Raw genomic sequence first — 11672 nt, forward strand, 5'->3', positions numbered from 1 at the left:
GGAGCTCAAGCACATGACGCAAGTCGCAGAAAACGTGACCTTCAAGCTCGGCGAGGCGCACGTCACCATCCCCGCCAAATCGTTCATGAAGGTCTGGCTGGACAGCCTGACCACCACCATCGCGCCGTCGGCCCACGCGGTGCGCCCGCTGCTGGCTGCCGGCGAGAGCTACGCCGGCATCATGCTCGGCAAGAATCGCGCCGCCGACTACCGCCTGATCCTGCTCCCCAGCGTGGCCAAGGATGTCACCTATGACGAGGCCGTTGAGTGGGCCGCATCTACCGGCGGCGTGCTGCCCGACCCGAGCGAGCAATGCCTGCTCCGCGCCAACCTCAATGAGGAGTTCTTGCCCGCCTGCTACTGGTCCGGCAAGCAGGACGCGGAGGACCCGTCCTTTGCCTGGATCCAGGGCTTCGGCCATGGCACCCAGGGCTACGGCCGCAAGGACGACCGGTTTCACGCGCGCGTCGTCCGCAGAGAGCTGATTGAGTAATTCAGTCTTTATCAATTCGGCCGCGTAAGCGGCCCCGATTTAATTTTCCAGCATGGCGCTTCATACCAACTTGGCCATCTACAAGGTGGCTTATGACCTGTTCAAAGAAGTGACCGACATCACCCGGAATATGCCGCGCGATTTCAAGCTGTCGCTCGGTGGTCGCATTCGCGACGAGGCGCTGACGATCGTCACGCTGATCTTTCGGGCGAACGTTGCACAGGGCACGGAGAAGGTGCCGCACCTCAGCGCACTGCTTGAGCATGTGCAGGTCGTTGAGCTGTTGCTACGCCTTTCTCGCGACATGCGCTTCATTTCCACGAAGCAATACGCATCCGCGATCCAGTTCACTGACAGCGCGGGGAAACAGGCCAATGGTTGGCGAAGGCATTCCGCATCATCGCCTGTTGCCTGACCGCTACGGCGGTCAGGTCCGTGCGATTTTTATCTGGTCGTGCCGCTGGCCCCGTCAGGCCACCGCCACGCGCAATGAGGATACCGCCGGGCATGCCCGGGTCTGGTCCAGCGCAGTTTCCCCGCTGATCGGCGAGAGCCTTCGGCGAGGCGACGTAGATAGCACGATGCGACGCAGAACGCGGAGAACCCGTCCTATGCCTGGATCCAGAACTTCGGCAATGGCAACCAGAACTACAACCACAAGGACAACCGGTTTCACGCGCGCGTCGTCCGCAGATCAAACTGACGCGGCCCATGCTGGCCTTTCTTTCGAGGAAATCGTGCAGGCATATTTCGATTGCCGCCGCAACAAACGCAACACCCGAAGCGCATTGCAGTTCGAGCAGCAGCTCGAGCGCAACCTGATGCAGCTCTACCGCGACCTGGCCAACGGAACCTATCAGCCAGGCCGGTCGATCTGCTTCGTCACGCTCCGCCCGAAGCCGCGCGAGGTGTGGGCAGCGAGCTTTCCTGATCGCGTGGTGCATCACCTGCTGTACAACCGCATCGCCGGCCGCTTCCATGCGGCGTTCATCACAGATAGCTGCGCCTGCATTCCCGGCCGCGGCACGCACTATGCCGCCCAGCGCCTCGAAGCCAAGGTACGGAGCATCACGCAGAACTGGTCCAGGCCGGCCCACTACCTGAAATGCGACCTGGCCAATTTCTTCGTCTCGATCGACAAGCACGTCTTGCGCGAGCAGCTCGCCGCGCGTGTAACGGAGCCTTGGTGGATGTGGCTGGCCGACCTGGTGCTGATGCATGACCCTCGCCCCGCCGCGCTCTTTCACAGCTCGCGCGAGTTCATGGCGCGTGTGCCGGCCCACAAGAGCCTATTGAACCAGCCCAAGCACCGTGGCCTGCCGATCGGCAACCTGAGCAGCCAGTTTTTCGCCAACGTCCACCTCGATGCGCTGGACCAGCACGTGAAGCACCAGCTGCGCGGCCGCCATTACATCCGCTACGTGGACGACTTCCTGCTACTGCACGAATCGCCGCAGTGGCTGAATGGCGCGCTGGCCGACATCGATGCGTTCCTGCCGCGCCGCCTGGGCGTGCAATTGAACCCGAAGAAGACCATCCTGCAGCCCATTCCACGCGGTGTCGACTTCGTTGGCCAGGTCATCCGACCGTGGGTGCGCACCACGCGCACCAGGACCGTCAATGTTGCCGCCAGCCGCCTGGCGGAAATGCCGGCGACCGAGGTATACGCCGCGGCGAATAGCTACCTCGGCCTGCTGCGCCAGGCGACGGGCAACCATGCCGACCGCGCACGCCTGGCCAACGTGGCACGCCGGCGAGGGCACTCGATTGCCGGCGATCTGGCGAAGATCTACCGCCGGCGCAGCGAGGCCGGCGACGAGCTACCCCAGCCCGAATGGAGGACGTAGCGCATGGAAAAACGCTGCTACTCCACCCAGGAAGCCCAAGCCTACCTCGGCGTGCGCCGGCGCTTCTTCGAAACCAACATCCAGCCCATGCTGGCCGGCAAGGGCATCCGCGCCGGCACCTCCATCGTCTACGAAAAAAGTGACCTGGATGCCGCATGGGATCAGTATAAAATCAGCGCCGGTAGCGAGCGTCCCGGCGAGAAAGGAGAAAAGTCATGGGACGTGCTAAAACGCCCGGCATCTACCCGTCGGCCGACGGAAGTTGGCAGATCGATGCCTGGTACAAGAAGCGGCGCATTCGCAGCCGCGGCTTCCCGAGTTTTGGAGAGGCAGAGTCCTACCTGATCGACCAGAAGGCCGCCTTGCGGCGCGTGCTGGTGATGGGAGAGCGGCCGCGCATCACGCTGGATGCGGCAGCAGCCCACTATGTCGAGGAAGAGGCCAAACGCGGCAAGATCTCGCTGGCCACGGAGATCGCCCTGCTGAAGCCTGTCATCGCGCATTGTGGCCACCTCCTGCTGGACCAGATCGGCAACCAGACCCTGCAGCCGTTCGTCGACGAGCGGCTGCGCGCCGGCCGCAAGACAAAGACGATCAACAATGCGCTGTCGCTGGTGCGCAGGATCTGCAATCTGGCCGCGCGCGAGTGGCGGCTGGAGAACGGCCGGACGTGGCTGGAAACGGCGCCGTTGATTCGCATGCTGGACCAGTCGGACCAGCGGCCTCCGCACCCGATCAGCTGGGTCCAGCAGCGCAAGCTGCTGCCCTGCTTGCCACCCCATCTCGGGAAGATGGTGCTGTTCAGCTTGAACACCGGAGCACGCGAGAGCGTGGTCTGTCAGCTCCGGTGGGAGTGGGAAAGGCGCATCACGATTCGGAAAGGTGTCACGGTATCCGTGTTCGTCGTGCCGCGTCGATGGGTGAAAGGCCGGAAGCGGGAGCGCATCCTGGTCTGCAATTCGGTGGCGCAGTCGATCATCGACAGCCAGCGCGGCATTCATGAGGAACGGGTCTTCACCTACCACAAGCAGGTGAAGCCCGGGTCGGACACGATCCCGACCCACAAGGCCGTCAGCTCGATGAACAACACCGCATGGCAGCGCGCGCGGCAGGAAGCCGGGCTCGGCGATCTGCACGTGCATGACCTCCGGCACACCGCAGGCATGCGCCTGCGCGAAGCCGGTGTGGCCGAGCGAACCCAGGACGAGATCTTGTGGCACAGCGCGGGCAAGACGATGACGGCCCACTACGCTTCGGCGCAGCTGGCCGAGCTGCATGACGCGCTCGAAAGCATCCGCCGCCCGAGCGGGAGGGAAAGCATCAACCTGCTGGAAATCGCTCGCAAGGGCGCGCCAGTCCCCCAGAAGTCCCCCAGCGTATCGGGGGAAAGAAAAACGGCCTAGAGAGCGGCAACTCTCTAAGCCGTTGATTTGGCACTGCTTTACTACTTGTTATGGGTGGTGCGGCTGGCAGGATTCGAACCCACGACCCCTTGGTTCGTAGCCAAGTACTCTATCCAACTGAGCTACAGCCGCACGCGAGGCCGCGACTATATCGCAGCCGTGGAAAAATGCAAGCTTTTTCCGCGGATGGGGCGCCCGGCGGGGCGTTGCGCCCCGCGCCGGGCCGGATGGCTTACGCGGCCAGCCTGAACGATGCCACCGCTTCCTTCAGGCGCTGGGCCTGCTCTTCCATCGAGCCGGCGGCTGCCGCGGCCTGTTCCACCAGTGCCGCGTTCTGCTGCGTCACAGTGTCCATCTGCGTGACGGCCTGGTTGACCTGCTCGATGCCGGCGCTCTGCTCGGCCGAGGCCGCGCTGATCTCGCCCATGATGTCGGTCACGCGCTTGACCGCGCCGACAATGCGCTCCATCGTCTGGCCGGCGTGCGCCACCAGTTGGGAGCCCTTTTCCACGCGGTCGACGGAGTCGCCGATCAGGGCCTTGATTTCCTTGGCGGCGGTGGCGCTGCGCTGGGCCAGGCTGCGCACTTCGCCGGCCACCACGGCGAAGCCGCGGCCTTGCTCGCCGGCACGCGCGGCTTCCACCGCGGCGTTGAGCGCGAGGATGTTGGTCTGGAAGGCGATGCCTTCGATCACGGCGATGATGTCCACCACCTTGCGCGAGGCGCCGTTGATGTCTTCCATCGTGGTGACGACCTGGCCCACCACTTCGCCGCCTTCGACGGCGATCTCCGACGCGTTGACGGCCAGCGTGCTGGCCTGCTTGGCGTTGTCGGCGTTCTGGCGCACGATGCTGGTCAGCTCTTCCATGCTGGAGGCGGTTTCCTGCAGCGACGATGCCTGTTCCTCGGTGCGCTGGGAGAGGTCGGTGTTGCCCGCGGCGATCTGGCTGGTGCCGGTGGCGATGGCGTCGGTGCCGTTGCGCACCTGGCTGATGATGCGCAGCAGGTTGGCGTTCATGTCGGACAGGGCCTGCATCAGCTGGCCGGTCTCGTCCTTGCTGTCCACCTCGATGCGGCTGCCCAGGTTGCCGGCCGCGACCGTGCGCGCGATGGCGACGGCGCGGTACAGGGGCCCGGTGATGCCGCGCGTCAGCCACACCGAGAACGCCACGCCGATGGCAAGCACCAGCGCGCCGATCACGATCATGCCGTTGCGCGCGTTCAGGTAGATGCCGTGGATCTCCAGCGCGGTGGCGTCGATGCTGGCGCGCTGGATGTCGAGCAGCTTCTGGATCTCGGCGAGGTAGGCGTCGCCGGCCGGCACGAATTCCTTCTCCAGCACCTGGTTGGCTTCGTCCGCGTTGCCGGCCTCCTTGAGCTTGGAGATTTTTTCGCGCGAATCGTTGTAGGGATTGCGCACGGTCAGGATCTTCTTGAACGCGGCCTTTTCCTCGTCGCTGGTCAGCATCGGCTCGATCTTGTCGCGCAGCGCGCCGATGGCGGCGAACGACCCCTTGGTCTCCGCCGCGAAGAACGCGCCCAGCGACGGGTCGGAGCTCTTGGCCACCGCGGTGGTGCGGCGCACGCTGGTATGCATCAGGCGGTACCAGTCGCTGACCATGCGTTCCTTGGCCAGCGGCTGCCGCATCATGTCGTTCGTGCGGTCGGCGACCTGTTGCAGGCGCACGATACCCAGCACGGTCATGAAGGTGGACAACAATATCACTACGCCGAAGCCAATGCCGAGGCGCACGCCAATTCCCAAGCTTTTCATTTCTTCTACCTGATTTGCGATTGAATGGTGGCGAAGTGCCGGTGCGTCGGGAGGAAAATGGACACCGGTCCGCCCTTTTTGCCTGCCGCCTGCCGGATGGAGGCCCATCTGGGACGATGATCCCTTATCGGCAAATCAGGGAAAACCTTTAGTTGCCCGCCGTCCGTCGCTTGCGCGGAGCACCAGCGGGAAGACGGCGGGAAGGCAGCGGCACCGTGCTCGCCGGGAACGCGCGCATGCCATGCGTGCCCATTGGAGCCGATCTCGATAATCGATACGACGCGCCGCCCCGGAAAAACGAAATAACGGCATCGAGCGGCATCGGCACGTGACATTCGGATAAACAATAAAGAAAAAACCGAATAATCCCGGATCGTTTTTTTCATGACATGAAAACCATGAACTCCATACACTAGCAAGCAAGAACAAAAACGGCGCGACCCATGCGCGATTCCGTCCAGGAGGATCGCCAGCGCCGGACGACGAACGTCAGACGCCCCCATGCATCCAGCACGCCTCGAATGACGACGACCGGGTGGAATCCGTGCCCGGTCGAGCCATAGCCCCTCGGAAAACCACCCGCCGGAGCGCCGCGGATAACCGTCCCGCGCTTTCGCGCAGCATATTTCGTTTAGCCGCCGGCTAAATGTTCTTTGTTGTTTTCCACATAAAGGGAGAGGATTTTGAAACCCGGCATTATTCCGCTTGCAGGTTTATCTTTAATTTCCTGCAGCGCAGTTGCCCAATCGAGCGTCACCCTGTACGGCGTCATCGATACGAGCATTCGCTACACCACCCACCAGGCCACCGGCAACGGGCCCCGCAGCCAGATCGCCCTGACCGAGGGCGCCTTCAACAACTCCAGGTGGGGGATCCGCGGCGCCGAGGATCTGGGCATGGGCAGCAAGGCACTGTTTACGCTGGAAAGCGGCTTCGGCCCGGACACCGGACGAGCGGGACAGCAGGGCCAGCTGTTCGGGCGCCAGGCGTGGGTCGGCCTGGGCAACGACACCTTCGGGACGATCAAGCTGGGCCGGCAGATGGGTGCGGCCTATCTCTTCGTCATCGGCGTGGACCCCATCACCATCGGCAACTACACGGAACTGAGCTGGCAGACGGCGCTGACGGGACTGCGCTACGACAACACCGTCGACTACAGCAAGCAATGGGGCGGCCTGGGCGTGGAGGCACAGTACTCGTTCGGCGAGCGCGCGGGGCAGATGGCCAGCGGCAGCACCGTGCAGCTGGCCATCACCTATGACGTCGACGCGCTTCACGCGGGGGCCGTCGGCCAGCAATCGAAGGACGCCAACGGGAATGCGATGCGCCTGTGGACGGCCGGCGCCCGCTACGCGCTCGGCAGTTTCACGCTGCATGGCTATTACCTCGACTCCTGGCGCGAGCCCGGCTTCGTGATCGGCGCCAGCGGCAGCGGCACGCCGCTGGCCAACACCAGCATCGGCGGCAATGCCAATACCGTCCTCGGCACCGGCACGCAGACGGCCGAGCGGCGCGACAAGTACGCGGCAGTGGGCGTTTCCTATCAATCGCCGGGGGCGGTCAAGGTGACTTTGGCCTATATGCGCGACAACGTGACGGGGGTCCGCCCCGGCGTATCGGGCCTGGTACAGTCCGTGTACGCGATCGCCGTGTACAGCTTGTCCAAGCGCACCGATGCCTACCTGGAGGCCGACTACAGCAAGCTGTCGGGCGGCTCCATCACGGATCCGAACAACCCGGCCGGCTCGTTCGGTGGCGCGCGCTCCCGGACCGGCGCCGGCGTGGGCCTGCGCACGCGTTTCTGACCTCGGGGGGCTATGCCCCCCCGACCCGCCCAGGATAGGCGGCCGGCATGAAAAAGCCCGCACGACGAGAAGAATCGTGCGGGCGTGAAGGCGCCGGCAGGCGCACTATGAAGAAGCGGGCTGGCCGAGCCGAGGTTCAGCCAGCGTGCTCGCAGACGGGCCGCCGCTCAGGCAAGGGCACCGTCGGTGAACGGGTCGCGCTTGTCGATACGCGCGCCATCGGTGAACGGGTCGCGCCTGTCGATGCGCGCGCCGTCGGTGTAGGGGTCGCGGGTACCGGCGCGCGCCGGCGTGGCCGATACGCCGGTGAGGTCCATGCCGGCGACCAGGTCGCCACGCGGCACCACCTTGCCGGCCCTGGCGCCGTCGGTGAAGGGGCTGCGTTGCTCGATGCGCGCGCCGTCGGTGAAAGCATCCCGCCTGGCACTGGAAGCCTGGGCGCTACCTGCGGCGAAGGCCGCCGCAAGTGCGGCGGCAATGGCAACGGAGACAAAACGCTGGGTGTTCATGATGATTCCTTTCCTCGGAGGGGTACGGCTCCATCCGATCCGTCGTGGGTCGCGATGCCGTATCCGATGCACACAGCTTATGCCTCCGCGGACGATTCTAAAAAGGAATAAAAATCATCATAACCAGTCTGCATTTTCATATGCAAGTCCCGGCGCGCCCGGTCGGCCGTGCTCAGTCCACGGTGATATGGCGCTTGTGGATGACCTCGGCCCAGCGCGCGCTTTCCTTCTGGATGGCCGTGGCCAGTTCGGCGGGCGTGCCGCCGGCGGCGTCCATGCCGACCACGGCGAGCTTGTCCTTGAGCGCGGGACTGGCCAGCACCTGGCCGGCCTGGTGGCTGAGCTGCTGGATCACGTCGCGGGGCGTGCCGGCGGGCGCCATCAGCGCGTACCACGAGACCGCCTCGAACTTGGGAAAGCCCTGCTCGGCGATGGTGGGCACGTCGGGCAGCACGGCGGAGCGCCGCGCGCTGGCCACGCCGAGCGCGCGCAGCTTGCCGGCCTTGATGTAGGGCAGCGCCGAGGAAAGCTGCGCGAACATCATCGTGACCTGGCCGCCCACCAGGTCGGTGATGGCGGGGCTGACGCCCTTGTACGGCACGTGGATCAGCTTGATGCCGGCGTCGAGCTGCAGCAGCTCGCCCGCCAGGTGCGCCTGGCTACCGGCGCCGGGCGAGGCGAAGGTGAGTTCGCCGGGCTTCTGGCCGGCGAGCCTGAGCAGTTCGGGCAGCGTCCTGGCCGGCACGCCCGCGCTGACCACCAGCACGTTCTCGGCGGTGGCGAGCATGGCCACGGGCGCGAGGTCCGTCTGCTTGTAGGGCAGGTTCGGCATCAGCGTGGGATTCACCGCGATGTTGCCGACCGGCACCACGGCCAGCGTGTAGCCGTCCGGCGGCGCCTTGGCGACCTGGTCCACGCCGATGTTGCCGGCCGCGCCGGCGCGGTTGTCGACCAGCACGTTCTGGCCCCAGGCCTTCGACAGCCCTTCGCCGACGACGCGGCCGAGCACGTCGGCGGGACCGCCCGCGGGGAACGGCACCACCAGCCGCACGGGCTTGGCGGGATAGCCTTGCGCGCCTGCCAGCAGCGGCAGGCAGGCCGCCATGAGGGTGAAAAGGAAACGCTTCATCGCAGATACTCGGTTGGTCGGGAAAACGGGGCGGCGCGCGCCGGCAGGCCGGCGGCGCGCGCGCGATGGTCAGGGAACGCCAGTGCCGGTCAGCGCGAAGCCGGCCGCGTCGGCCTCGCGCGCGTAGCCGGCGAGCACGGCGTAGTCGGCCTCTTCCACCAGCGCGAAGCGCGCCAGGCACAGGCTGGCCAGCAGCGCCGCGTTGCCGGCGTCGCGGTGCAGGTCGAGCAGCGCCATGCGGATGCGCGCGGCGGCGGTGTCGCCCAGCGCGGGCGAGGCCACCAGCGCCGGCACCGGCGACGCCGGCGTCACCGCCAGCGTCCTGAGCCGCGCCATGCGCGCGGGCGCATGCAGGCGCAGCAGGTCCAGCACGTAGCTGTCCACCACGCCCACGTCCGCGCGGCCGGCGAGCACGGCGTCGATCACTTCGTTGGGCGTCGGCGTGGGCGTGTCGGCCGGGCGGTACGGCGCGCGCGTGCCGGGCGCGGCCTGGCGCAGCAGAAAATGGCGCGGCGCGTTGTAGCCCGAGTTGGACTCCGGCAGCATGTGCGCGAGCCGCATGCCGAAGGTGTCCGCCAGCGCCGCGGCCGGCGCGTCGGCCCGCACGATGAACTCGGTGAAATACACCGGGCACTGCCCGTAGCGTTCGGGCGAGGGCACCGGCGCGGCCAGCAGGCGCGGCCGCACCGCGGCATTCACGTAGGGGAAGCCGCACATGAACACGCAGCCGCAGTCGGGCCGCGCCCACAGGGCGCTGACCGGCGCCGGCGCGGCATGCTCCAGGTACGGCAGGTCCACGCCGGCGCGTTGCGCCACGCGCGCGAACAGCTCCCGCCACGCCTGCGCCACCGGCGCGGCCACCGAGTACATGCGTGCGTTGGCGATCATGCGTAGATCAGCCTCTGGCCCAGCCCCATGCGCTCGGCCTTCTTCAGGATGGCGTGGCCCAGCGCGATGTCGCTCAGCGACAGGCCGCGGTGCCAGAACAGGTTGGTCTCGGCGTCGCTCTGCCGGCCCGGCTTGCGGCCGGCGACGATCTCGCCGAGCTCGCCGTACAGGGTCTGCTCGGACAGCTTGCCGGCTTCCACGTGCGCGCGCAGCGAGCCGAGCACGCCGCCCTTGCACTGGCCCCAGTCGTCCACCACCAGCTTGTCCATGATGTCGGTCAGCGACAGCTCGACCGCGCTCATGGTGCCGTAGGGCACCACGAACGCGCCGGGCTTGATCCATTCGGTCTTGAGCATCGGCGTGGGGCGCTCCAGGCGCGAGGCTTCCACCACGATGTCGGCGCCGCGCACGCACGACTCCCAGTCCTGCGTGACCACGATCTTCTTGCCCAGGTCGCGCGCCAGGCGCTCGGCGAAGGCGTTGCGGCTTTCCGGGCGGCGCGAGTGCACGCGGATCTCGTCGAAGTCATAGAGGCTGTCGAGCAGGCGCACGTTCCAGTACGCGGTGCCGCGCGCGCCGATGTGGCCCAGCACCTTGCTGTCGCGGCGGGCCAGGTGGCGCGCGCCGAGCGCGGTGACGGCGCCGGTGCGCGCGTCGGTGATGAAGGTGGCGTCGATCATCGCCACCGGCATGCCGGTGCGCGGGTCGAACAGGTTGAGCATGGCCATCTCGGACGGCAGCCCCAGCTTGTAGTTGTCGACGTAGTCGCCGACGATCTTCACGCCGGCCAGCCCCAGCGGCGCCACGTAGCCGCGCAGCACGTTGAAGTGCCCGTTGAACGCCGGGTCCGGCATCAGGTGCACGCGCGGCTCGATCACGGTCTGCCCGTTGCCCTGCGCCAGCAGGCCCTGCTCGACCGCATCGAGGATCTCCGCGTCGGTCATCGCCAGTCTGGCGATGTCGGGGCCGTTGATGTAGGTCAGATGAATGTCGCTCATGCCGTCTCCTGTCTTCAGGTTTCAAGTAAGTGAATGCACGCGCCCGGTGCGTCGCGCGCGGCGCCCGGTGCATCGGCGCCCCATCGGCGTGCCCGGCGGAACCACTGTGGTGCGCGTTTGCCGCCGCGGCGGAAATGCCCGGCGTGGGGCGCCTTCGAGAGCAAGTTTAGGTATCGCGGCCATGAATGTCGTATGCTTATTTGTCCATCTGACTTAACACCATGTTATGGACTGGCGGGGCCCGCCGCGGGCCTTCGCCGGCCGCCCCGCGACCACGATGAAACTCAATCTCCGGCAGATCGAAGTCTTCCGCGCCGTCATGCTCACCGGCTCGATCAGCGCCGCCTCCAAGCTGCTCTACGTGTCGCAGCCGGCCATCAGCCGCCTCATGTCGCACACCGAGCAGCGCCTGGGGCTGGCGCTGTTCGAGCGCATCAAGGGCCGCCTCTACCCGACGCCCGAGGCGCGCCGCCTGCTCGGCGAGGTCAATGCCGTGTACGAGGGCATCGAGCGCGTCAACGAGATCGCCGAGGACCTCGCCGCCAAGCGCACCGGCAGCCTGCGCGTGTCGTGCAACCCCAACCTTGGCCAGACCGTGCTGCCGCGCGCGATCGCCGCGTTCCGCGCGGCGCACCCCGACATCCGCATCGTGGTGCGCACGCAGATCCCCGGCAACATGCTGCGCGCGCTGCTGTCCGGCCAGGTCGAGCTGGCGATCTCCAACATGCCGCTGGCGCACCCCAACCTAGCCGCGCGGCTGCTGGTGCGCAACCCCATCGTGGCGCTGGTGCCGGCCGGCCACCGGCTCCCCGCGCGCGCCTCGGTG

12 protein-coding genes and 1 tRNA gene are annotated in these 11672 nt (G+C 66.6%); 6 read left to right on the forward strand and 7 right to left on the reverse strand.

The annotated features are described in order from the left end of the window. Positions 1-13 precede the first annotated feature (13 nt). From K206_RS37790 to K206_RS0108050, 4 genes are all read left to right on the forward strand, one after another. Positions 14-493 (forward strand): DUF1566 domain-containing protein, encoded by a 480-nt coding sequence (locus tag K206_RS37790; protein WP_020201900.1) that lies wholly within the window; start codon positions 14-16, stop codon positions 491-493. Between the two features lie 52 nt (positions 494-545). Beyond that, entirely contained in the window at positions 546-908 is a 363-nt protein-coding gene (locus K206_RS0108040) for a four helix bundle protein (RefSeq protein ID WP_020201901.1), read from the forward strand. A gap of 322 nt (positions 909-1230) precedes the next feature. Beyond that, complete coding sequence (locus tag K206_RS37795; protein ID WP_231401581.1) at positions 1231-2340, forward strand: RNA-directed DNA polymerase; 1110 nt, start codon at positions 1231-1233, stop codon at positions 2338-2340. 215 nt (positions 2341-2555) lie between these two features. Next, positions 2556-3743, forward strand: coding sequence for a tyrosine-type recombinase/integrase (locus tag K206_RS0108050; protein ID WP_020201903.1), 1188 nt, complete (start codon positions 2556-2558; stop codon positions 3741-3743). 55 nt (positions 3744-3798) lie between these two features. On the opposite strand, the gene K206_RS0108055 is transcribed toward K206_RS0108050, so the two are convergent. The 3 genes from K206_RS0108055 to K206_RS42725 form a co-directional block, all read right to left on the reverse strand. After that, positions 3799-3875: transfer RNA gene (locus tag K206_RS0108055), tRNA-Arg, on the reverse strand. Positions 3876-3975: 100 nt separating this feature from the next. Beyond that, entirely contained in the window at positions 3976-5517 is a 1542-nt protein-coding gene (locus tag K206_RS0108060) for a methyl-accepting chemotaxis protein (RefSeq protein ID WP_029043361.1), read from the reverse strand. A gap of 5 nt (positions 5518-5522) precedes the next feature. Beyond that, positions 5523-5903 (reverse strand): hypothetical protein, encoded by a 381-nt coding sequence (locus K206_RS42725; protein WP_155887999.1) that lies wholly within the window; start codon positions 5901-5903, stop codon positions 5523-5525. A gap of 297 nt (positions 5904-6200) precedes the next feature. Here K206_RS42725 and K206_RS0108065 point away from each other — a divergent pair, with 297 nt between their 5' ends. Next, positions 6201-7322: a porin gene (locus tag K206_RS0108065; protein ID WP_029043362.1), complete on the forward strand. Its 1122-nt coding sequence runs from the start codon at positions 6201-6203 to the stop codon at positions 7320-7322. A gap of 167 nt (positions 7323-7489) precedes the next feature. Here K206_RS0108065 and K206_RS0108070 read toward each other — a convergent pair whose 3' ends face one another. The 4 genes from K206_RS0108070 to K206_RS0108085 all read right to left on the reverse strand — a co-directional run bounded on the left by K206_RS0108070 (position 7490) and on the right by K206_RS0108085 (position 10846). After that, on the reverse strand, positions 7490-7831 hold the full coding sequence (locus tag K206_RS0108070) for a hypothetical protein (RefSeq protein WP_020201906.1): 342 nt from the start codon (positions 7829-7831) through the stop codon (positions 7490-7492). Between the two features lie 172 nt (positions 7832-8003). Beyond that, a complete protein-coding gene (locus K206_RS0108075) occupies positions 8004-8960 on the reverse strand; it encodes a tripartite tricarboxylate transporter substrate binding protein (protein WP_020201907.1) in 957 nt (318 codons plus the stop codon). 69 nt (positions 8961-9029) lie between these two features. After that, entirely contained in the window at positions 9030-9848 is an 819-nt protein-coding gene (locus tag K206_RS0108080) for a phosphate/phosphite/phosphonate ABC transporter substrate-binding protein (RefSeq protein ID WP_020201908.1), read from the reverse strand. Then, positions 9845-10846 (reverse strand): ornithine cyclodeaminase family protein, encoded by a 1002-nt coding sequence (locus K206_RS0108085; protein ID WP_020201909.1) that lies wholly within the window; start codon positions 10844-10846, stop codon positions 9845-9847. Before K206_RS0108085 ends, K206_RS0108080 begins: the two co-directional genes overlap by 4 nt. A 277-nt stretch (positions 10847-11123) precedes the next feature. On the opposite strand from K206_RS0108085, the gene K206_RS0108090 reads away from it, so the two are divergent. Beyond that, a partial coding sequence (locus tag K206_RS0108090) for a LysR family transcriptional regulator (protein WP_029043363.1) occupies positions 11124-11672 on the forward strand: 549 nt, incomplete at its 3' end.

Source organism: Cupriavidus sp. WS, from assembly GCF_000395345.1.
Taxonomy (GTDB): domain Bacteria; phylum Pseudomonadota; class Gammaproteobacteria; order Burkholderiales; family Burkholderiaceae; genus Cupriavidus; species Cupriavidus basilensis_B.

Coding starts and splice junctions, on each gene's coding strand:
- K206_RS37790 (WP_020201900.1), top strand. CDS start 14: ATGACGCAAGTCGCAGAAAACGTGACCTTCAAGCTCGGCGAGGCGCAC.
- K206_RS0108040 (WP_020201901.1), top strand. CDS start 546: ATGGCGCTTCATACCAACTTGGCCATCTACAAGGTGGCTTATGACCTG.
- K206_RS0108050 (WP_020201903.1), top strand. CDS start 2,556: ATGGGACGTGCTAAAACGCCCGGCATCTACCCGTCGGCCGACGGAAGT.
- K206_RS0108060 (WP_029043361.1), bottom strand. CDS start 5,517: ATGAAAAGCTTGGGAATTGGCGTGCGCCTCGGCATTGGCTTCGGCGTA.
- K206_RS42725 (WP_155887999.1), bottom strand. CDS start 5,903: ATGAAAAAAACGATCCGGGATTATTCGGTTTTTTCTTTATTGTTTATC.
- K206_RS0108070 (WP_020201906.1), bottom strand. CDS start 7,831: ATGAACACCCAGCGTTTTGTCTCCGTTGCCATTGCCGCCGCACTTGCG.
- K206_RS0108075 (WP_020201907.1), bottom strand. CDS start 8,960: ATGAAGCGTTTCCTTTTCACCCTCATGGCGGCCTGCCTGCCGCTGCTG.
- K206_RS0108080 (WP_020201908.1), bottom strand. CDS start 9,848: ATGATCGCCAACGCACGCATGTACTCGGTGGCCGCGCCGGTGGCGCAG.
- K206_RS0108085 (WP_020201909.1), bottom strand. CDS start 10,846: ATGAGCGACATTCATCTGACCTACATCAACGGCCCCGACATCGCCAGA.